The sequence below is a fragment of the Actinokineospora baliensis genome, from assembly GCF_016907695.1.
Classification (GTDB): domain Bacteria; phylum Actinomycetota; class Actinomycetes; order Mycobacteriales; family Pseudonocardiaceae; genus Actinokineospora; species Actinokineospora baliensis.
Genome location: NZ_JAFBCK010000001.1, coordinates 1813546 through 1833457, shown reverse-complemented (window position 1 = coordinate 1833457; position 19912 = coordinate 1813546). Strand labels below are relative to the sequence as shown.

At 70.8% G+C, this 19912-nt stretch carries 20 protein-coding genes; 13 read left to right on the top strand and 7 right to left on the bottom strand.

The features are described from left to right. Window positions 1-388 precede the first annotated feature (388 nt). Together radA and JOD54_RS08695 are read right to left on the bottom strand one after the other, a co-directional pair. Window positions 389-1747 (bottom strand): DNA repair protein RadA, encoded by a 1359-nt coding sequence (gene radA / locus JOD54_RS08700; protein WP_204450029.1) that lies wholly within the window; start codon window positions 1745-1747, stop codon window positions 389-391. 31 nt (window positions 1748-1778) lie between these two features. Then, a complete protein-coding gene (locus tag JOD54_RS08695; RefSeq protein ID WP_204450028.1) occupies window positions 1779-2495 on the bottom strand; it encodes a copper chaperone PCu(A)C domain-containing protein in 717 nt (238 codons plus the stop codon). 330 nt (window positions 2496-2825) lie between these two features. On the opposite strand from JOD54_RS08695, the gene JOD54_RS08690 reads away from it, so the two are divergent. From JOD54_RS08690 to JOD54_RS08650, 9 genes are all read left to right on the top strand, one after another. After that, the gene (locus JOD54_RS08690; RefSeq protein WP_018682461.1) at window positions 2826-3317 is read left to right on the top strand and encodes a CarD family transcriptional regulator; all 492 of its coding nucleotides are present in this window, start codon (window positions 2826-2828) and stop codon (window positions 3315-3317) included. A 62-nt stretch (window positions 3318-3379) separates the two neighbouring features. Beyond that, entirely contained in the window at window positions 3380-4108 is a 729-nt protein-coding gene (ispD, locus tag JOD54_RS08685; RefSeq protein WP_204450027.1) for a 2-C-methyl-D-erythritol 4-phosphate cytidylyltransferase, read from the top strand. Further along, window positions 4105-4569, top strand: a complete 465-nt coding sequence (gene ispF, locus JOD54_RS08680) for a 2-C-methyl-D-erythritol 2,4-cyclodiphosphate synthase (protein ID WP_204450026.1) — start codon at window positions 4105-4107, stop codon at window positions 4567-4569. The genes ispD and ispF overlap by 4 nt, the downstream gene beginning before the upstream one ends. 412 nt (window positions 4570-4981) lie before the next feature. Beyond that, window positions 4982-5374, top strand: coding sequence for a PPOX class F420-dependent oxidoreductase (locus tag JOD54_RS08675; protein ID WP_204450025.1), 393 nt, complete (start codon window positions 4982-4984; stop codon window positions 5372-5374). Between the two features lie 20 nt (window positions 5375-5394). Further along, complete coding sequence (locus tag JOD54_RS08670) at window positions 5395-6087, top strand: HAD family hydrolase (RefSeq protein ID WP_307859899.1); 693 nt, start codon at window positions 5395-5397, stop codon at window positions 6085-6087. A 125-nt stretch (window positions 6088-6212) separates the two neighbouring features. Next, entirely contained in the window at window positions 6213-7598 is a 1386-nt protein-coding gene (cysS, locus tag JOD54_RS08665) for a cysteine--tRNA ligase (protein ID WP_204450023.1), read from the top strand. A 1-nt stretch (window position 7599) separates the two neighbouring features. Beyond that, entirely contained in the window at window positions 7600-8553 is a 954-nt protein-coding gene (gene rlmB / locus JOD54_RS08660; protein ID WP_204450022.1) for a 23S rRNA (guanosine(2251)-2'-O)-methyltransferase RlmB, read from the top strand. Window positions 8554-8762: 209 nt separating this feature from the next. Next, the gene (locus JOD54_RS08655) at window positions 8763-9935 is read left to right on the top strand and encodes a DUF445 family protein (RefSeq protein ID WP_239574163.1); all 1173 of its coding nucleotides are present in this window, start codon (window positions 8763-8765) and stop codon (window positions 9933-9935) included. 50 nt (window positions 9936-9985) lie between these two features. Further along, window positions 9986-11215, top strand: a complete 1230-nt coding sequence (locus tag JOD54_RS08650) for a DUF445 domain-containing protein (protein WP_204450020.1) — start codon at window positions 9986-9988, stop codon at window positions 11213-11215. Between the two features lie 417 nt (window positions 11216-11632). On the opposite strand, the gene JOD54_RS08645 is transcribed toward JOD54_RS08650, so the two are convergent. From JOD54_RS08645 to JOD54_RS08635, 3 genes are read right to left on the bottom strand one after another with little or no spacing between them, the layout of a single operon-like run. Continuing rightward, window positions 11633-12478 carry a metal ABC transporter permease gene (locus tag JOD54_RS08645; RefSeq protein WP_204450019.1) on the bottom strand — a complete coding sequence of 282 codons (846 nt, stop codon included), beginning with the start codon at window positions 12476-12478 and terminating at the stop codon, window positions 11633-11635. After that, window positions 12479-13312, bottom strand: a complete 834-nt coding sequence (locus JOD54_RS08640) for a metal ABC transporter ATP-binding protein (RefSeq protein ID WP_204450018.1) — start codon at window positions 13310-13312, stop codon at window positions 12479-12481. Then, complete coding sequence (locus tag JOD54_RS08635; protein WP_204450017.1) at window positions 13309-14295, bottom strand: metal ABC transporter solute-binding protein, Zn/Mn family; 987 nt, start codon at window positions 14293-14295, stop codon at window positions 13309-13311. The genes JOD54_RS08640 and JOD54_RS08635 overlap by 4 nt, the downstream gene beginning before the upstream one ends. 193 nt (window positions 14296-14488) lie before the next feature. Between JOD54_RS08635 and JOD54_RS08630 the strand changes: the two genes are divergently transcribed. Then, a complete protein-coding gene (locus JOD54_RS08630) occupies window positions 14489-15589 on the top strand; it encodes a LacI family DNA-binding transcriptional regulator (RefSeq protein WP_204450016.1) in 1101 nt (366 codons plus the stop codon). Window positions 15590-16218: 629 nt separating this feature from the next. On the opposite strand, the gene JOD54_RS08625 is transcribed toward JOD54_RS08630, so the two are convergent. Further along, window positions 16219-16884, bottom strand: a complete 666-nt coding sequence (locus JOD54_RS08625; RefSeq protein ID WP_204450015.1) for a hypothetical protein — start codon at window positions 16882-16884, stop codon at window positions 16219-16221. Window positions 16885-17057: 173 nt separating this feature from the next. Here JOD54_RS08625 and JOD54_RS08620 point away from each other — a divergent pair, with 173 nt between their 5' ends. The 3 genes from JOD54_RS08620 (at window position 17058) to JOD54_RS08610 (ending at window position 19119) form a co-directional block, all read left to right on the top strand. Then, window positions 17058-17549 (top strand): beta-class carbonic anhydrase, encoded by a 492-nt coding sequence (locus tag JOD54_RS08620; protein ID WP_204450014.1) that lies wholly within the window; start codon window positions 17058-17060, stop codon window positions 17547-17549. Between the two features lie 172 nt (window positions 17550-17721). Next, a complete protein-coding gene (locus JOD54_RS08615; protein ID WP_204450013.1) occupies window positions 17722-18591 on the top strand; it encodes an HhH-GPD family protein in 870 nt (289 codons plus the stop codon). 21 nt (window positions 18592-18612) lie between these two features. Then, window positions 18613-19119 carry a 2'-5' RNA ligase family protein gene (locus JOD54_RS08610; protein ID WP_204450012.1) on the top strand — a complete coding sequence of 169 codons (507 nt, stop codon included), beginning with the start codon at window positions 18613-18615 and terminating at the stop codon, window positions 19117-19119. On the opposite strand, the gene JOD54_RS08605 is transcribed toward JOD54_RS08610, so the two are convergent. Further along, window positions 19102-19872 (bottom strand): alpha/beta fold hydrolase, encoded by a 771-nt coding sequence (locus JOD54_RS08605; protein WP_204450011.1) that lies wholly within the window; start codon window positions 19870-19872, stop codon window positions 19102-19104. The two genes, JOD54_RS08610 and JOD54_RS08605, sit on opposite strands and share 18 nt — an antisense overlap. Between the last annotated feature and the right edge of the window lie 40 nt (window positions 19873-19912).

Here is a 19912-nt window from a genome sequence, read left to right as displayed (position 1 = left end):
GGATGCGCCGGATGCGGAAAGCTCGCCCAGCAAGGGCTGCCGCCGCAACGGCCGGATACATATTGCCGCTGTGGACAGGAACGGCGGTTGTGGATAAACCGGCTTGGCGACGGGGGATTCCATCCACAACGGCGCCATGCACCCACAAGCCTGAGTTCGCCAGGCCACTTATTCGACAGCCAACGCCAATATGAATTCGGGGGCTCATCATTGCCACTGTGGATGGAATCAGTGGTTGTGGACAACCCGCCTGGACAACAACAGACTTGCCCACAACCACCTCAACTATCCACAGAACCAGATTTGTCGGCCATTCCTCCGGCGTCCGCCGCTAGGCTGGATTCGGGGGGTGCTCAGCGCCGTTGATCTTGCATCGGCCAGCCGCCCGCTAGCCGCGCAGGACCTGCAGGTTGTTCATCGCCGAGGCCAGGTCGGGTACCACTCGGGCTTCGATGCCGTCGGGCAGGTCGCCGGAGTCGGGGGGGACCAGGGCTTTGGTGAAACCCAGGCGGGCGGCTTCGGTGAGCCGGGCTCGTACTCCGGCGACTCGCCGGACTTCTCCTGCGAGGCCGACCTCGCCCAGTACCACCAGGTCGTGCGGCAGGGCCACGTCCCGGGCCGCGGTGGCCACCGACAGGGCTATCGCCAGGTCGGCGGCGGGTTCGGCGATCTTCATGCCGCCCACCGTCGCCGTGAACACGTCCGCGTCGCCCAGGCGGATCCCGCCTCGGCGTTCCAGGACGGCGAGGATCATGGCGACGCGGGCGGAGTCCAAACCGGACACCGCGCGGCGCGGGGTTCCCAGGTGGGACTTGGCGACCAGGGACTGCACTTCCCCGAGCAGGGGGCGCTTGCCCTCGACCGCCACCGTCACCGCGGTTCCGGCCACGCCGGTGTCGCGCCGGTTGAGGAACAGGCCGGACGGGTCGGGGACGCCGACGATGCCGCCTTCGACGAGTTCGAAGCAGCCGACCTCGTCCGCGGGGCCGAACCGGTTCTTCACCCCGCGCAGCAGCCGCAGCGCCGAATGCCTGTCCCCCTCGAAGTGCAGCACGACGTCGACCAGGTGCTCGAGGACCCTGGGCCCGGCGATCGAGCCCTCCTTGGTCACGTGCCCCACCAGCAGCACCGGCAGCCCGCGTTCCTTCGCCAGCGCCACCAGCGCCGCCGTCACCGCGCGGACCTGGGTGACGCCGCCGGGCGCGCTGTCCACCGCGGGCGACGACATGGTCTGCACCGAGTCGACCACCAGCAGCCCCGGCTGGACCGTGTCGACGTGTCCGAGGACGGCCGCGATGTCGCTCTCGGCGGCCAGGAACATCGACTTGTGCACGTTGCCGGTGCGCTCGGCGCGCAGCCGCACCTGGCCCGCGGATTCCTCGCCCGTCACGTACAGGGTCGGCCCGTACTCGCCGTCGCGGGCCGCCCAGCGGTAGGCGACCTCAAGCAGCAGGGTGGACTTTCCGACACCGGGTTCGCCCGCGAGCAGGACGACCGCGCCGGGCACCAATCCGCCACCCAACACGCGGTCGAGCTCCGAGACGCCGGTCTGGCGGGCGCGGGCGGCCTCGATGTCGACTTCGGCGATCGGGCGGGCCGGTGAGCTCGGCGCACCGGCGGCGACCTTGCCGCGGGGCGCGCCGACCTCCTCCAAGCTGCCCCACGCCTGGCACTCGGGGCACCGGCCGAACCACTTGGCCACGGCGTGCCCGCACTCGGCACAGCGGTAGCTGGACTTGGTCACCACTCAGAGCACGCTAGCGAGCAGCACCGACAGGTCAGTGCTCGCCTGCCGCGTGCTCCTCGCGCGGCCCGTTCGGGGCGGCGATCGGCAGGTTGACCGTCACGGGGCCCGCCTTCTCGAACACGAAGGTGACCGGCACGGTCTTGCCGGGGTAGAGCTTGTCGGCCAGTCCCTTGAGGACGATCTCGAGCTTGCCCAGCTGCACCTTGGCGGTGGTCGTGGTCGGCGTCACCGAGGTGGGGGCGACCGAGCTGGAGGTCGTGCTCGGCGCACCGGAGGTGGGCTTGCCCGCGGAGGTGGCCGAGGTCGGCGCGACCGTGGTCGTGGTGGTAGGCGTCGGGGTGGTGGGGGCGCTGGACTTGCCGTCGGTCTCCTCGCCAGCCTCGCCGACCACGAGCGCCACCCCGCCGGGCAGGGCGGTGTCGCCGACGAGCTCGACCTCGGCGGCCAGCGGGCTGGTGACCTCGACGAGCTTGTCCGCGGTGCCGCCGACGTTGACGATCGAGAGCGACAGCGGGGCGTCGGCGCCCTTGGCGTAGTGACCGGCCTCCGGGTATGCGAGGACGGCGTCGCGCAGCGCGACCTGGCCGGTCTGGGCGAGCGCGCCGTTGACCGCGGGCAGCTGCGAGTCGGTCTGGGTGATCTGGCCGGAACTGCACGCCGCGGTCAACAGGGCAGCGGCGAGGCCGAGGCCCAACCCGGCCGGGGCGAGGCGCAGCCTGCCGGTCGAGTTCTGCTGTGCACGGCTCACGGGGGCTCCTGCGTCGCTAGCGGACTTTCACCTACCGGCTCAGGAGCCTAGCCGGGGCGCGCGGTGCGGCCCGCGCGCGGGCGCACAATCACCCTTCGGATGTCACCACGATCACGTGCCCGCCCGCGGCGGGCCCGCGGGCGGGCCGATCGCGAGATCGACTTCCCCGCTGACCCGCGGCCCCAGGACGGCTGAGTACGCGCGCGGAGCACTTGTCAACCCCCGCCTGTTCCCTGATGTGGCCCTTGACCTGCACAGACGTTCACACGCTCATCTCCTGGGCGGTGCGACTCGTGTTAAGCTTGGCGCAGCGAAAGGGGCAGAGGACACATGGTTTTCAAGGTCGGAGAGACCGTCGTCTACCCGCACCACGGTGCCGCACTCATCGAAGCGATCGAGACCCGCGTGATCAAGGGCGAGGAGAAGAAGTACCTCGTCCTCAAGGTCGCGCAGGGTGACCTCACCGTCCGCGTCCCCGCAGACAACGCCGAGATCGTCGGTGTGCGGGACGTCGTGGGTCAAGAGGGCCTCAACCGCGTGTTCGACGTGTTGCGCGCTCCGCACACCGAGGAGCCGACCAACTGGTCGCGTCGGTACAAGGCCAACCTGGAGAAGCTCGCCTCCGGCGATGTGAACAAGGTGGCCGAAGTGGTGCGAGACCTCTGGCGGCGGGAGAAGGACCGCGGCCTGTCCGCTGGTGAGAAGCGGATGCTGGCCAAGGCGAGGCAGATACTGGTCAGCGAGCTGGCGCTGGCCGAGGGCACCGACGAGGACAAGGCCGAGGTCCTGCTCGACGAGGTCCTGGCCACCGCGACCGTCTAACCTCCCAGGTACACCCGCACGTCCCGACCGGGCCACGGCGGATCGGCCCGACTGAGACGTGCATGACACCCCAACCGGAGCGCACGACCACCCCTGAGCAAGCACCCGCCGTGGCGATCGTGCCCGCGGCGGGACGAGGTGAACGCCTCGGCTTCGGGGTGCCCAAGGCGCTGGTTCCCGTGCGCGGGACCGCTCTGCTCACCCATGCCGTACGCGGCCTGCTCGACGCGGGCTGCGTACGGCATGTTGTCGTCGCGGCCCCGCCCACCGAGGTCGAGGGCACCGCTGACCTGCTGCGGGCCGCGGGCCTGGCCGCGGACGTGGTGCCCGGTGGCGCGGATCGCACCGATTCGGTCCGGCGCGCGCTGCGCCACGTGGTCGAAACCGTGCCGGACGCCCGCGTGGTGCTGGTGCACGACGCGGCGCGCGCGTTCACCCCACCCGAGGTCATCCGGTCCGTCGTGGCCGCCGTCGCCGCTGGTGCACCGGCCGTGGTGCCCGTGCTCCCGATGGCCGACACGGTAAAAGAGGTTGATCCGGCCGGTACGGTGCTCGCCACCCCCGACCGCGCCGCGCTGCGCGTGGTGCAGACCCCGCAGGGCTTCGACACGGCCACCCTGACCAGGGCGTACGCCGAGGCTGGCGATTCGGCCACCGACGACGCGGGCCTGGTCGAGAAGATCGGTGTGCCGGTGGCCACGGTGCCCGGCCACCACTGTGCGATGAAAATCACAACCCCCTTTGACCTGGCGATTGCCGAATTCATCCTGTCGGCGGGAGCGACCTCGTGAGAGTCGGGATCGGTACCGATGTTCACCCGATCGACGTAGACCGAGAGTGCTGGATCGCCGGTCTCCTGTGGCCCGGAGTCCCCGGCTGCACCGGCGACTCCGACGGCGACGTCGCCGCGCACGCCCTGTGCGACGCCCTGCTGTCGGCCGCGGGCCTCGGCGACCTGGGCGCGGTGTTCGGCACCGGCGACCCGCGCTGGGCCGGTGCACACGGGGTAGTGCTGCTCGGCGAGGTGCGAACCAGGGTCGAAGCGGCCGGTTTCCGGGTGGGCAACGCCGCGGTGCAGGTCATCGGCACCCACCCCAAGATCGGCAAGCGCCGCACGGAGGCCCAGGAGGCGCTCTCGGCAGCCGTGGGCGGCCCGGTATCGGTATCAGGCACCACCACCGACGGCCTCGGCCTCACCGGCCGCGGCGAGGGCATCGCAGCCGTAGCCACCGCACTGCTCCTGATCGACTAGCGGAACAGCCTGAACTGCCCCCGCCCCCGCCCCGCCCGCCCCCGACAGCAGTGCCGACCACCGCTCCTAGGAAGCCGCCCACCAAACTGCTCGATGGGGCGAACTTGTTTTGTGTGGGGTGGCGGCAGTCGTAGCCTTGCTTCGCTGCAGGGCCATGCTTTTCGGCCCCGGCTTTTGCGGTCCTGCCACGGCTGGTGCAGGGGCCCCGCGCAAAACAAGTTCGCCCCATCGAGCACCCCCACACCCCGCGATCCAGCGCAATGCCGCAGGCGAGCCGACCGGCCCCATCGAGCACTCCGCTCCACGACGGGTCCGAGCCGCGAGCCGACCGGCCCCATCAAGCACACCGGACCACCACGGATCCAGCGCAATGCCGAAGGCGAGCCGACCCCGAAGCCCGTACGTTCTGGGCATGGCACCAGAACTGTCCGAGGGCGCCCGAGCTCTCCTCGACGGACCCAACTTCGCCACCCTGGCCACGCTCAACCCGGACGGCAGCCCGCAGACCTCGGTGCTGTGGGTGCGCCGCGACGGCGACGACGTGCTGCTGTCGACGGTGGCGGGCAGGCAGAAGGAGAAGAACCTGCGGCGCGACCCCCGGGTCAGCGTCACGGTGATCAACAAGGACAACCCGTACAGCTACCTGGAGTTCCGCGGCGTCGCCGAGCTGACCACCGAGGGCGGCCACGAGCTGATCAACGAGCTGTCGCTGAAGTACAGCGGCCAGCCCTACACCGGGGACACCCCGGACACCGTGCGGGTCGTGGTGCGCATCACACCGGAGCGGATCACCGGGCACGCGTAGCGACCTCTAGCGTGGACGCCGTGGGCATCCGCGGCGTCCTGCTGGACTTCTCCGGGACCGTGTTCCGCCTGGAACCGGGGACCGGCGCTGTCGACGGCCTGCACAACCAGGACGGCAGCGCGCTCACCGCGGACCGCTACGCCGAGCTGCTGGCGCTGATGACGGTGCCGACCGGTGTCCCGGCGCACCTGCCCGCGGACCTGCACGACGCCTGGCACCGCCGTGACCTCGACCCCGAGGTGCACCGCGCCGCCTACCAGGCCTCCCTCTCGCACTCCGAGTTCGGCTTGGCCGAGGGCGTGGCCACGCAGGTGTACGACCTGATGCTGGCGCCGTCGTCGTGGCGGCCGTACCCGGACACCGAGGCGGCTCTTAGGCTGCTGCGCGCCAAGGGCGTGCCGGTGGCCGTAGTCAGCAACATCGCCTGGGACGTCCGCGACACGTTCGCGCACTGGGGCCTGGCTGAGCTGGTCGACGAGTACGTGCTGTCCTACGCGGTCGGCGTGATGAAGCCGGACGCCAAGATCTTCGAGATCGCCTGCGAGCGGATCGCCGTCTCCCCCGCCGACGCGCTGATGATCGGTGACAGCGCCAAGGCCGACGGGGCGGCAGCGCTGCTCGGCTGTCGATTCGAGCGGGTGGAGCCGCAGGCGACCGCGAATCGCCCGGACGCGCTGCTCGGCGCGTTGCGCACGCACGGGATCGCGGACTAGAACGCCACGCGAGCGGGGCTGGTGACCGGCGGCAACCGGCCACCAGCCAAACCGGGCACGGGTGAGCGAGGCGTGACCCGTACCATTTCCCCCAACCAACGCTGTGCTCCCACCAGGAGATAGTCGTGTCCCTGCACATCTACGACAGCGCGAGTCGCACCTCGCGCCCGTTCGCGCCACTGACCCCCGGGATCGCCTCGATCTACGTCTGCGGTGCGACGGTGCAGGGCGTCCCGCACATCGGGCACGTGCGCAGCGGCCTGAACTTCGACGTAGTGCGCCGCTGGCTGGCCCATGGCGGCCTCGACGTGCGCCTAGTGCGCAACGTCACCGACATCGACGACAAGATCCTCGTGAAGGCCGCGGACGCGGGCAGGCCGTGGTGGGAGTGGGCGGCGACGCACGAGCGCGCCTTCGAGGACGCCTACGACGCCCTGGGCTGCCTCCCGCCGTCGGTGTCGCCGCGCGCGACCGGCCACGTCACGCAGATGGTCGAGCTGATGCAGCGGCTCATCGACGACGGGCACGCCTACGCCGCCGGTGGCGACGTCTACTTCTCGGTCTCCTCTTACCCCGCCTACGGCGAGCTGTCCGGCGCGAAGCTGGACGAGGTGCAGCAGGGCGAGTCCGCCGCGCAGTGCAAGGCCGACCCGCGCGACTTCACCCTGTGGAAGTCCGCGAAACCGGGTGAGCCGTCCTGGCCGACCCCGTGGGGCGCCGGGCGGCCCGGTTGGCACCTGGAGTGCTCGGCGATGGCGCGCACGTACCTCGGCAGCGCGTTCGACATCCACGGCGGCGGCATCGACCTGGTCTTCCCGCACCACGAGAACGAGCAGGCCCAGTCGCGCGCCGCCGGTGACGGGTTCGCCAACTACTGGATGCACAACGCCTGGGTCACCATGAGCGGCGAGAAGATGTCGAAGTCGCTGGGCAACGTGGTGTCGATCCCGGAGATGCTCAACCGGGTGCGGGCCCAGGAGCTGCGGTACTACCTGGTCGGGCCGCACTACCGGTCGACCGTCGAGTACTCGGAGGCGGCGCTCGAGGAGTCGGTGCGCGCGTTCGGCCGGATCGAGGCGTTCGTGCGCAAGGTCGTCCAGCGCACCGGGGTGGTGGCTCCCGGCGAGGTGACCGCGGAGTTCACCGCCGCGATGGACGACGACCTGTCGACCCCCTCCGCGCTCGCCGCGGTGCACAACCAGGTCCGGCTGGGTAACTCCGCGCTGGACTCCGGCGATGACACCACCGCGCGCGCCGCGGCGTCGTCGGTGCGCGCGATGACCGGGGTGCTCGGGCTCGACCCGCTGCTGTGGGCCGAGGACACCCCAGGCGAGGGCGGGGTGCTGCAGGCGTTGACCGCGCTGGTCGACGGCCTGCTCGAGCAGCGGGCCCAAGCCCGCGCCGATCGCGACTTCGCGCTCAGCGACGCGATCCGCGACCGCCTGCTGCAGGCGGGCGTCGCCGTCGAGGACACCCCCGGCGGTCCACAGTGGACAGTGAAGGACAGCTGACGTGGCAGGCAATTCCCAGCGCCGGGGCGCGATGCGCAAGCCGGGCTCGAAGAAGGGCGCCGTCGTCGGCTCCGGCGGCCAGCGGCGCAGGGCGCTCGAGGGCAAGGGGCCGACCCCCAAGGCGGAGAACCGCCCCGGCCACGCCGCCAACCGGCGCGCCAACTCCACGGCCAAGCGCTCGGCCAAGACCCAGGACAAGGGCAGCAACGAACTGGTCGCGGGTCGCAACCCGGTCGTCGAACTGCTGCGCGCGAACGCCCCGGCGACCGGGCTCTACGTGGCGCTGGGCATCGAGCCCGACGACCGGGTCGCCGAGTCGGTGCGCCTGGCCGCCGACCGGGGCATCTCGGTGCTGGAGGTCTCCCGCCCGGAACTGGACCGGCTGACCGCTGGCGCGATGCACCAGGGCCTGGCGCTGCAGGTGCCGCCGTTCGAGTACGCGCACCCGGACGAACTGCTCGACGCCGCCGCCAGCACCGGCGAACCCCCGCTGATCGTGGCCCTCGACGGCGTGACCGACCCGCGCAACCTCGGCGCCGTGGTCCGCTCCGCCGCCGCGTTCGGCGCCAACGGCGTGCTGCTGCCGCAGCGGCGCAGCGCGGGCATGACCGCCGTCGCCTGGCGCACCTCGGCCGGTACCGCGGCCAAGCTCCCGGTCGCGGTCGCGGTCAACCTGACCCGCCAGCTGCGCGCGTTCGCCGAGCAGGGCCTGATGATCGTCGGCCTCGACGCCGACGGCACCATGGACTTCGACGACCTCGACCTGGCCACCTCCCCCCTGGTCATCGTGGTCGGCTCCGAAGGCCGCGGCCTCACCCGCCTGGTCCGCGAAGCCTGCGACGCCACCGTCTCCATCCCCATGTCCGCGGGCGTCGAATCCCTCAACGCCTCAGTGGCCGCGGGCGTCGTCCTCGCCGAGGTCGCCCGCCGCCGCCGCGCCGCCGGTCGCGTCTGACCCGCTCGCACCGAGAAACGGGACCCCTGCCCGGCCGGGCGGGGGTCCCGTTTGTCGATTCCCTGGAGAAGTCGGGTGGATCTCGCGCGGAACCGGGGATGCCGCCCGTTGGCGTGCGAGACTGCGGTGGTCCTGTTTGGAGGGTGATCCGGGTGGACTGGGCTGGGGTCTTGGCCGACTTCCGAGCGCACTGGCACGTCTACCTGTCCATGCCGCTGGTGGCCGCGGTGATCGGGTACGTGACCAAGCGGGCGGCGATCGAGATGATGTTCCGGCCGCTGGAGTTCGTGGGGGTCGGGCCGCTGGGGTGGCAGGGGGTGATCCCGCGCAACTCGGAGCGGATGGCTTCGGTGGCGATGGAGTTGATGACCACCAACCTGATCTCGCCGCGGGAGGTGTTCGGGCGGCTGGACCCCAAGCGGGTGGCGCAGGAGCTGCGGGAGCCGATCGAGCGGGCGGTGGACGAGATCGCGCGGGAGGTGCTGGCCGAGTACCAGCCGAACCTGTGGGAGTTGTTGCCGCGGCAGGCGCAGGAGCGGGTGCTGGGGCGGATCCGCCGGGACGCGCCGTCGGTGGTGGAGCGGTTGATGCGGGAGGTCGCCGACGACATCGAGGCGTTGCTGGACGTCAAGGCGATGGCGGTGCGGGCGCTGGTGCGCGACAAGGCGGTGCTCAACCGGTTGATCCGGGGGACCGCGGCGCCGGAGATGCGGTTCATCGCGCGGTCGGGGATCTGGTTCGGGCTGGTCATCGGGGTCGTGCAGCTGATCACCTGGGCGCTGACGAAGAACCCGTGGGTGCTGCCGCTGTTCGGCGGGCTGACCGGGTGGCTGACCGACTGGCTGGCACTGAAGATGATCTTCTTCCCCCGGCGGCCGAAGCGGTTCCTCGGGCTGGTGACCTGGCAGGGCATGTTCCAGCGCAGGCGGATGGCGGTGGCCCGCGACTACGGCGAGCTGATCGCGGGCGAGATCCTGACCGTGGCCAACGTGCTCGAGGCGGTGCTCACCGGGCCGGGCGCCGACCGGCTGCACCGGATGGTCGAGCGCGAGGTGCGCCGGGCCGTCGACGAGCAGGCGAGCCTGGCCAAGCCGCTGGTGGTCGCCGCGGTCGGGCCGCGGCGCTACCAGGAGATGAAGGCCGCGGCGGCGCGGCGGGCGATCGAGCACGTGCCGGACACCGTGCGGCACATCGAGGGCTACGCCACCGACGCGCTCGACATCCGGGCCACCATCGTCCGGCAGATCCAGGGACTGACCCCGGTGCAGTACGAGGGGCTGCTGCGGCCCGCGTTCCGCCAGGACGAGTGGAAGCTGATCACCGTCGGCGCGCTCATCGGGTTCCTGGTCGGCGAGCTGCAGGTCCTGCTGCTCCTGCACTGAACGCCGGGCGGGTTAATCTACCAGCGGGTCAACTAACGGGAGGGTCGGGTTTGGACGCTGTTCTCGACGACCTCTCCCGGCACTGGCCGGTGTACCTGTCGATGCCGTTCGTCGCCGCGGTGATCGGCTACGTGACCAAGCGGGTCGCCATCGAGATGATGTTCCGGCCACTGCACTTCGTCGGCATCGCCCCGCCCTGGCTCGGCTGGCAGGGCGTGGTGCCGCGCAACTCGGCGCGGATGGTCCGGGTGTCGGCCGAGCTGATCACCAGCAGGCTGGTCGACCCGCGCGAGGTGGTCGAGCGGCTCGACCCCGACGAGGTGGCCAGGCAGATCCAGGGACCGCTGCTGGTCACCGTCGACCGGATCGCCCGCGAAGTGCTGGAGACCCACCACCCCCGGCTGTGGGAGGTGCTGCCGGTGCTGGCCCAAGACCTGATCGTCAAGCAGGTGCAGGCGGGCTCGCCAGCGCTGGTCCGCAAGGTGATGGCCGAGGTCAGGGCCAACATCGGCGACGTGCTCGACGTCGGGCAGGTGGCGGTGACCGCGCTGGAGCGGGACAAGGAACTGCTGGTGCGGCTGGTGCGCGACATCTCCCGCCCGGAGATGGCCTTCATCGCCCGCTGCGGCATCTACTTCGGCTTCGCGCTCGGCGTCGTGCAGACCGCCGTGTGGGCGCTGACCAGGGAACCGCTGGTACTGCCGATCTTCGGCGCGGCGATCGGCTGGTTCACCGACTGGCTGGCGATCAAGCTGGTGTTCTTCCCCCGCGAACGCACCAAGCTCCTCGGCCTGATCCCGTTCCAGGGCGTCTTCCAGCGCCGCCGCGCCGAGGTGGCCAAGCAGTACGGGGAACTGATCGCGCGCGAGGTGATGACCGTGCCCAACATCGTCGAGGGCGTCCTGCGCGGGCCGCGCTCCGACCGGCTGCTGGCGCAGATCCAGCAGCTCGTGCGCAAGTCGGTCGACGAGCAGGCCAGCATCGCCAAACCCTTCGTCGCGGTCGCCGTCGGCACGCGCCGATTCCAGGAGATAAAGCACGCGGCGGCGGACAAGGCGATGGCCTACTTGGACACGACCGCGCTGCAGGCTGAGCCTTATGCGACCAGGGCGCTGGACATCGGGAACACGATCGCGGCGAAGATGAACCAGTTGACGCGGGTGGAGTATGAGGGGTTGTTGCGGCCTGCGTTTCGGCAGGATGAGTGGAAGTTGATTGCGGTGGGGGCGGTTATTGGGGCGTTGGTGGGGCATCTGCAGGCGTTGCTGATGTTGGGGTGAGGTGTGGCTGAGGCGGGGCTCGCGCACCGGACCCGTGGTGGAGCGGAGCGCTTGATGGGGCCGGTCGGCTCGCGCACCGGACCCGTCGTGGAGCAGAGTGCTTGATGGGGCGCGGTCGGCTCGCCTTCGGCATTGCGCTGAACCCGGGGTGGTCCGGGGTGCTCGATGGGGCGAACTTGTTTTGCGCGGGGCCCCTGCACCAGCCGTGGCAGGACCGCAAAAGCCGGGGCCGAAAAGCATGGCCCTGCAGCGAGGCAAGGCTACGACTGCCGCCACCCCACGCAAAACAAGTCCGCCCCATCGAGCATCTGGCACCGGAAGGTCCGAGTGTCCAGTGGTCGGCAATGCGGTCGGAGTCGGGTGGTTGGGATGGCACCGGCCGTTCCGAGTGTCCAGTGGCTGGTGATGCTGTCGGAGTCAGGCTGGGCTTACTCGGGTGCGGCGTAGGCGGCTCACAAGCCAGCAGATTAGGTAGATCAGGAAAGAGATGGCGGTGACGAAGGCGCTTACGGGGGTGCCGGGGGCCAGGGAGAGGATGATGCCGCCGACTGCGGAGAATTCGGCGAAGAGGACTGCCAGGACCGTCGCTTTGAGGGGGCTGGCGGTGAGGCGGCAGGCGGCGGCGGCTGGGGTGACCATGAGGGACAGGACCAGCAGTGATCCGACCGTGCGGACGCCGAGGGCGGTGGCGGTGCCGACCATTACGGCGAAGGTGATGGCTAGGGCGGTTACCGGGATGCCCCTGGCTTTCGCCACCTCGGGGTCGACGCTGGCGAACAGCAGTGGGCGGTAGAGGGCGGCGAGCAGGCCGATCACCACGATCGCGCAGCCGCTGAGGAGGGCGACGCTGGCGAAGTCTTGGCCGACGATTTGGCCGGTGAGCAGGCCGAACTTGTTGGAGGAGCGGCCTTTGTAGAGCCACAGCATCAGCACGCCGAGGCCGAGGCCGAAGGCGAGGACCACGCCGATCACCGAGTCGTAGTCCGAGCTGCGCCGCGACAGCAGGCCCAGCACCAGTGCGGCGACGATCGCCCCGGCCAGGGCGCCGTTGCCGATGTCCCAGCCGAGCAGCAGGGCGGCCGCGCCGCCGGTCAGCGCGAGTTCGGCGGTGCCGTGCACCGAGAAGGCCATGTTGCGGCTGACGATCAGCGGGCCGAGCACGCCCGCCAGCAGCCCGAGCACCGCGGCGACGACCAGAGCGGTGAGGACGAACGGGAGGCCGAGCAGCTCGCCGGTGAGCTGGAAGTCGAACAGCTTGTCCATCTAGCGCTCCACCAGCTCTTCGGTGTGGTGCGCGCCGTCCTCGCACAGGTCGCTGTGGGTGCCGACGATGTGGATCTGGCCGCGCACCCGGACGACGGCGATGTCGGTGCCGTAGAGCTCCGAGAGGGTCTCCGAGGTCATCACCCGCTCCGGCGGGCCGATCCGGAATCGACCGTCCACCAGGTACAGGACCCGGTCGACCAGCGGCAGCACCGGGTTGATCTCGTGCGTGACGAACAGGACGGCGCTGCCGGACTCGCGGCGGTGCGCGTCGATGAGGCCGCTGACCGCCCGCTGGTGGGCCAGGTCGAGCGAGAGCAGCGGCTCGTCGCACAGCAGCACGCTCGGATCGCCGACGAGCGCCTGGGCGACGCGCAGGCGCTGCTGCTCGCCGCCGGAGAGGAGGCCGACCGGGCGGTCCGCGTAGTGCGTGGCACCCACGGCCTCCAGGGCGGCGGCGACCCGCTGGCGGCGTTCGCGCATGCCGCCGATCCCCAGGCCCCAGCGGTGACCGTCATAGCCGAGGCCAACGAGGTCACGGCCACGGACGGCGACCGTCGGGTCCAGCGCGCGCTGCTGCGGGATGTAGCCGATGCGCCGGTTGCCGCTGCCCGGCGCGACTCCCCCGACCCGCACCGTGCCCGCGCTGAGCTTCTGCTGCCCCAGCAGGACGCGCATCAAACTGGTCTTGCCAGAACCGTTGGGCCCCAGGACCGCGATGAACTCGCCGGGGTGGACGTCGAGGTCGAGGCCGTCCCACAGCACCCGGTCGCCATAGGACAGCCGGGCACCGGACAGCGACACCGCCGGGGTGCCGTTCACCGCTGGGGTCATGCCGCGGCCACTGCCCCGGCGAGCGCGTCGACCTGCTTGGTCATCCAGTCAAGGTAGCCGGTCACGCCCTGTGGCAGCGTCTCGGTCACACCCACGATCGGGATGCCCGCGGCGGTGGCCCGCTCCTTGAGCCGCTCGGTCACCGGGGTCTCGGTCTGGCTGTTGTAGACCAGCGCCACGACCTGCTTTCCGGTGATCAGGCCCTCGGTCTCGGCGACCGCGGCGGCCGACGGGTCCGACTCCTCCTCAACGGCCTCGGCGAACTCGGCCGGGGTGACGTCGGTGAGGCCCGCGGTGCGCAGCAGGTACGTCGCGACCGGTTCGGTCGACAGGACCTTCGCGCCCGCCCTGCGCTGCCCGATCTCGGCGACCCTGACCGTCAGCTCCTGCACCGCCTTGTCGAAGTTGGCGGCGTTGGCGCGGAAGGTGGCGGCCTTGTCCGGTGCGACAGCGGCGAGCTCCTCGGCGACCTTGTTGGCGACCTTGCGCACGGTCTCCAGGTCGTACCAGACGTGCTCGTTCTCGGCGTGCTCGTGCGCGTCGGCCGGTGCGGGCTCGGCGGACGGGCCGCTGGAGTCCGGGTCGGCGAGGTCGACGGCAACCACGCGGCGGACGTCACCGCCGGAGGAGTCGACCAGGGTGGTGAAGAAGTCGTCGTAGCCGCCGCCGTTGAACACGACCACGTCCGCGCCCGCGAAGGCGGTGGCGTCCGAGGGCTTGGCCTCGTAGCCGTGCGGGTCGGCGCCCGGGTCGCTCAGCAGCGCGGTGACCGAGACCGCGTCGCCGCCGACCGCGGTGGCCACGCTGGCCCACACGTTCGTGGAGGCGACCACCTTGACCTTGCCGTCGTCGGGCGCCTGCGCCTGTGAGCCGCCACACGCCGCGGTGGTCGCGGCCAGCGCGACCAGCCCGGCGATGGCGGCCGCGGAGCGGAGCGGGCGGCGTCCGGACCCCGTCGGCACGGGGGTCAGGCGGTGGGTCATAGAACGCTCCTGGCCTGTCGGGTGTGCCTTCATCCGGCCGCGTGCCGGCGGTGACACGAGAATGGAAACCGTTGTCGGTTTCAGCCTACGCCACCTCCGGCGTCCCGCGTAACCCGACCGGGTGAGACCGGTCCTGGCGGGTACCCCCGTAGTCGGGCTTCTGCAATTGGTTCTGAACCGTTACGGTCAATCCATGGCGCGGTCTACACATGTGCGACGCCCGGCAACCCTCGCGTCGCTGGCAGCGGAACTGGGGGTCTCCCGGACCACGGTCTCCAACGCCTACAACCGGCCTGACCAGCTCTCACCCGAGCTGCGCAGGCGGGTCCTGGAGACCGCTCGACGGCTGGGCTACCCCGGTCCCGACCCGGTCGCCCGATCACTGCGCACCCGCAAGGCGGGGGCGGTCGGGCTGTTGCTCACCGAGAACCTCTCCTACGCGTTCCGCGACCCCGCCGCGCTCGGCTTCCTCGAGGGGCTGGCGCTGGCGTGCGAGGGCGCGGGCCAGGGCCTGCACCTGGTGCCGGTGAACCCGGAACGCGAGGACGTCGCGGCCGTGCACCGCGCGGGGGTCGACGGCTTCGTCGTCTACTCAGTACCCGACGACGACCCGCACCTGGCCGCCGTGCTGTCGCGACCGGTGCCCACCGTCGTCGCCGACCAGCCGCACGTGGAAGGCGTCGACCGGGTCGGCATCGACGACCGCGGCGCCATCACCGCCCTCGCCCAACGGCTCATCACCCTCGGCCACCGCCGGGTCGGCGTGCTGTGCATGCGCCTGGCCCGCGACCGCAACGACGGCTTCGTCTCGACCGAACGCGCCGAGCACGCCACGTTCCACGTCCAGCGCGCGCGCCTGGCTGGGCTCACCGACGCCTTCGGGGCGGTGGGTGTCGACTGGGGACGGGTGCCGGTCGTGGAGCGCTTCGACCACAGCGTCGCGAGTGGCGCGTCTGCTGCGGCTCAGCTGCTTGATGCTGATCCGCACGTTACGGCGTTGATCTGCACGTCGGACATATTGGCGCTTGGTGCGCTCGCGGAGGCGCGGCGGCGGGGGTTGCGGGTGCCGCAGGACCTGACGGTGACCGGGTTTGACGGCATCGCGGATGCCGATCGGGTGGGGTTGACGACGGTTCGGCAGCCTGTGCTGGAGAAGGGGCGGGCGGCGGGGAAGCTGTTACTGGCATCGGTTGATCCGACGCGGCCGCGGGAGATCACGCTGAACACGGAGCTGGTGCCGGGGGCTACGGCGGGGGCGCCGCGGACGGCTGAGGAGCGGTGGTTCGGGCCGTAGTTGGTCGGCTTCGGGATCGGGTCTTCGGCTCGGCTTCGGCATTGCGGCCCGGTCCGTGGTGGAGCGGAGTGCTTGAGGGGGCCGGTCGGCTCGCGCACCGGACACGTGGTGGAGCAGAGTGCTTGAGGGGGCCGGTCGGCTCGCGCTCCAGACCCGTCGTGGAGCAGAGTGCTCGATGGGGCCGGCCGGCTCGCGCCCCGGACCCGCCGTGGAGCAGAGTGCTTGACGGGGCCGGCCGGCTCGCGCCCCGGACCCGCCGTGGAGCGGAGTGCTTGACGGGGCCGGCCGGCTCGCCTTCGGCATTGCGACCCGGTCCGTGTTGGTGCGGTGGGCTCGATGGGGCGAACTTGTTTTGCGCGGGGCCCCTGCGCTACCCGTGGCAGGACCGCAAAAGCCGGGGCCGAAAAGCATGGCCCTGCAGCGAGGCAAGGCTACGAGCACCGCTCCCCCACGCAAAACAAGTCCGCCCCATCGAGCAGTTGGCACCTCGGGGTCCGAGTGTCCAGTGGTCGGCACCGCTGTCGGAGTCGGGTGGTCGGGGTGGCACCGGCTGTTCCGAGTGTCCAGTCGTCGGGCTGGCGGGGTTGGCTCGGCGGGCTGGGTTTCGGGGCCAGGTCTGCGCGGCTCGTCTATGGCTGGATGGTGAAGGGCACCGGCGGGCTGGTCAGGGTGCCTAGGCGGGCGGTGACTGCGTAGGTCCCGGGTTCCACTGTGGCCCGGCGGGTGGGGCAGCCGGGGGCTGAGGTTCGGCCTGCCCACTTCACGTCGAAGGTGGTGCGTTGGGCTGGGGCCAGGATCGTCGGTTCGGCGCCGTTGGCGGGGGTGCAGTCGTTGCTGGACCAGAGGCGGGTGGGGCCTGAGGTGATCAGTAGTTCGCGTTGGGCTCGGCCGATGTCTCGGGTGCAGGGGACGGCTCCGGTGTTGGTGATGACCACGCGCAGTTCTGGCCTGCTGCCGGAGCGGAAGGTGGGTGGGTCGATCTCGGCGGCGACAGCGATCGCCGCGTCCGGGCACGGCACATTCGGGTCCGGCGGCGGGGGTGGGGGCGCGACCGGGGCGGCGGGGGCTGCCGGGGCGGGGGTGGCGGGGGGAGCGGTCGATGAGGAGGGTGCTGTGGTGGGGGTGGGGGGCGGGGCGCTGGACGGGGTGGCGGCCAGGCCCAGGCCTTCTTCCTCGCCGATGAAGGCGCTGATGATCCAGGTGAGGACTACGACGCCCGCGATGGCACCGGCGATGGCGACCGCGCGTCGGCGCAGGTAGACGGCTCGGGGGAGCGGTTCGTCGGTTTCGATCATCCGCAGGACGGTAACCCCGGGCGGTAGTGAACCGGCCGGGACAACACGCCACCAAAGAGGGATGTACCCCGGATCGGACAACACGATCAGTGAGCTTTATCAAGAACGCTTGTCTGGCAACTGGGAAAGCGGTTCCAATGGGTGGCCTGGAATGTCCGAATCCGGAGGTTGCCGTGAGCGCCATCGACGACCTGCTCCAACGCCACATCGACGGGCCCGATCACGGGGCCCCCGAGGTGCCCACCCCGGTCCCCGGGTTGCACCTGGCGATCGTGACCTGCATGGACGCCCGGATCAAGGTGTTCGACGTGTTCGGCCTGCGCCACGGCGAGGCGCACATCATGCGCAACGCGGGCGGCATCGTCACCGACGACGTGGTGCGGTCGCTGTCGATCAGCCAGCGCAAGCTGCACACCCGCGAGGTGATCGTCATGCAGCACACCTCGTGCGGCCTGTCGACCTTCACCGACGACGAGTTCCGGCAGGAGCTCGAGCAGGACACCGGCCTGCGCCCGACCTGGGCGGTCGAGGCGTTCCGGGAGGTCAAGGACAGCGTCCGGCAGTCGGTGGAGCGGGTGCGGCGCAGCCCGTTCATCCCGCACACCGACAAGGTGCGCGGCTTCGTCTACGACGTGAAGACCGCCGCCCTCACCGAGGTCTATTAGTGGCCCGACCCAGCAGGTTGACGGGATCTCGACCTGCCCACGACGTCCCTGGCTGCGTTGCCGAAACGACCGAGTACGCCCAGTACGAGGCCGTTCCGGCGCCTTGCCAGGAACGCCGTGGACAGGCCGATACCCCACCAACCTCCTGGGTCGAGCCACTAGCCTTCTCCGCGTGATCGACACCCTGCTGGACTGGTTCGACGAGAACGCGCGCGACCTGCCGTGGCGCCGTTCGGGCACCACCGGGTGGGGTGTGCTGGTCAGCGAGATCATGCTGCAGCAGACCCCGGTCGCGCGGGTCGAGCCGATCTGGTTGTCGTGGATGGCGCGGTGGCCGGTGCCCTCGGCGCTGGCCGCGCAGACGCAGGGCGAGGTCGTGCGGGCGTGGGGCAAGCTGGGGTACCCGCGCCGGGCGCTGCGGTTGCACGCGGCGGCCGGGGTGATCGCCGAGGAGCACGGCGACGTGGTCCCGTCCGATGTGGACACACTGCTGGCGCTGCCCGGCATCGGCGCCTACACCGCCCGTGCGGTGGCGGCGTTCGCTTACGGGCAGCGCTGCCCGGTGGTCGACACGAACGTCCGCCGGGTGGTGGCCAGGGCGGTCAACGGCGCCGGTGACGCGGGTCCGCCGTCGACCACGCGGGACATGGCGGAGACCGAGGTGCTGCTGCCGCCGGAGCCCGACCGCGCGGCGAAGGCGTCGGCGGCGTTGATGGAGTTGGGCGCGGTGATCTGCACAGCTCGCGCCCCCAAATGCGCCGATTGCCCGATCACGACAGACTGCGCCTGGGTCCTCGCTGGTAGGCCTGCCTACGACGGTCCCACAAAGGCCGTGCAGCGGTTCGCGGGTACGGATCGCCAGGTGCGCGGACTGTTGCTGGACGTCTTAAGAGGCAGTGTCGAGCCCGCGCCTAAGGCCCGGCTGGACGTCGTGTGGAGCGATGCGGGACAGAGGGACAGGTGTCTGCACTCGCTGCTGGTCGATGGGTTGGTGGAGCAGACCTCTGACGGCAGGTTCGCCCTGCCCGGCGAGCACCGCTAGGGCGAGTGGGAAGCTGATCGCATGGCGCAGGGTGTTGTGGTGCTGTTCGACGATCGGGCCAACGCGGCGGTAGCGAAACTGCTCGATGGGCTCGATGCGGCCGCTGTGCCTGCCGCGCGGCGGTTCCCTCCTCACGTCACGTTCGCTATGGCGTCGGACATCCCCGCGAAGACCAGGGTGGCTCTTAAGGCGGACCTGCGGGTGCTGTCGATCCCGAATCTATGGCTCTACACGCTGTCGGCGTTCTCCAGTGCAGAGAACGTGCTCATGCTCGGCGCGGTTGTCGACACCGAGTTGCTAGCGGTGCACTCGGCTGTGCACGACGTGTTGGCGGGCAAGGTTAAGAACCCCAGCAGCTACTACCTGCCCGGTTCTTGGGTCCCGCACTGCACGCTCGCCAATGGCATGACCGACGACCAGACGGGAACCGGGTTCCACGCGCTGTTCCCCGTGGAACCCATAGAGGCGCGGGTAACCCGGGTCGCGATCCTTGATACGGCTAGCGGAGACCTAGACATCCTCGTGTAGCGCCCACGACAAGAACGCCTCCACAGCCCCTTGGAAGACCCTAGGCGCGGACTCGTGCACCAGGTGGCCAGCACCTTCGACTAAGAGGTGCGTCCCACCACCCTGCACCCGCGCGGCGATCTCGGCCTGCTGTCCGGCAGGCATGATCGTGTGCTCCGCCTCTATGACCAAAACCGGGCAACGGACCCTGTCAACCAGGTCCCAGTAGGCCCGCTCGCCCCACTCAGCGGCGATGTCGAACAGCTCGTGCGGCCCGGCGACCAGGTGGTACCCGTCCGCGCGCTCCTCAACGCACTCGCTGAAGTAGTCACCCGCCGGGCCGAAGAACTCGCGCACGTGCCGCAGCGAGGGGAAGGGGACGGGCCAGGCGTCGAACAGCGCCCTCCAGTCGTCGACCGTGCGGCCGCGCAGGTCCACGCCGACGTCCTCGACCACGAGCGCGCGCACGAGATCGGGGTGTTCGGCGGCGAGGGCGATGCCGTGCAAGCCGCCCATCGAGTGTCCGATCACGACGGCCGGTGCGCCGAGTTCCCGAACCAGTGCGGCGGCATCCCCCACGAAGTCCGGCGTGCGCCATTGGCCGCCCCGGTAAGGACTCTTGCCGTGCCCGCGCGCGTCAAGGCCGACAACACGGCCATAGCGGGTGAGCCACGGCGCGACGGGCCACCACGTGGACGCACGCCCCATGAGTGCGTGCAGCAGCAGGACCGGTTGGCCCTCGCCGCCGAAGGTGACCACGTCCGGCCTGCTCATGCGGGTGAGTCTGCCCGAGTCAACCACCGCAACACAGCCG

What these genes read in the sequence shown, in the direction of transcription:
- JOD54_RS08690 (WP_018682461.1), top strand. Translation starts at nt 2,826, where the DNA reads ATGGTTTTCAAGGTCGGAGAGACCGTCGTCTACCCGCACCACGGTGCC.
- ispD (WP_204450027.1), top strand. Translation starts at nt 3,380, where the DNA reads ATGACACCCCAACCGGAGCGCACGACCACCCCTGAGCAAGCACCCGCC.
- JOD54_RS08675 (WP_204450025.1), top strand. Translation starts at nt 4,982, where the DNA reads ATGGCACCAGAACTGTCCGAGGGCGCCCGAGCTCTCCTCGACGGACCC.
- JOD54_RS08655 (WP_239574163.1), top strand. Translation starts at nt 8,763, where the DNA reads ATGCCGCTGGTGGCCGCGGTGATCGGGTACGTGACCAAGCGGGCGGCG.
- JOD54_RS08645 (WP_204450019.1), bottom strand. Translation starts at nt 12,478, where the DNA reads ATGGACAAGCTGTTCGACTTCCAGCTCACCGGCGAGCTGCTCGGCCTC.
- JOD54_RS08640 (WP_204450018.1), bottom strand. Translation starts at nt 13,312, where the DNA reads ATGACCCCAGCGGTGAACGGCACCCCGGCGGTGTCGCTGTCCGGTGCC.
- JOD54_RS08635 (WP_204450017.1), bottom strand. Translation starts at nt 14,295, where the DNA reads ATGACCCACCGCCTGACCCCCGTGCCGACGGGGTCCGGACGCCGCCCG.
- JOD54_RS08630 (WP_204450016.1), top strand. Translation starts at nt 14,489, where the DNA reads ATGGCGCGGTCTACACATGTGCGACGCCCGGCAACCCTCGCGTCGCTG.
- JOD54_RS08625 (WP_204450015.1), bottom strand. Translation starts at nt 16,884, where the DNA reads ATGATCGAAACCGACGAACCGCTCCCCCGAGCCGTCTACCTGCGCCGA.
- JOD54_RS08610 (WP_204450012.1), top strand. Translation starts at nt 18,613, where the DNA reads ATGGCGCAGGGTGTTGTGGTGCTGTTCGACGATCGGGCCAACGCGGCG.
- JOD54_RS08605 (WP_204450011.1), bottom strand. Translation starts at nt 19,872, where the DNA reads ATGAGCAGGCCGGACGTGGTCACCTTCGGCGGCGAGGGCCAACCGGTC.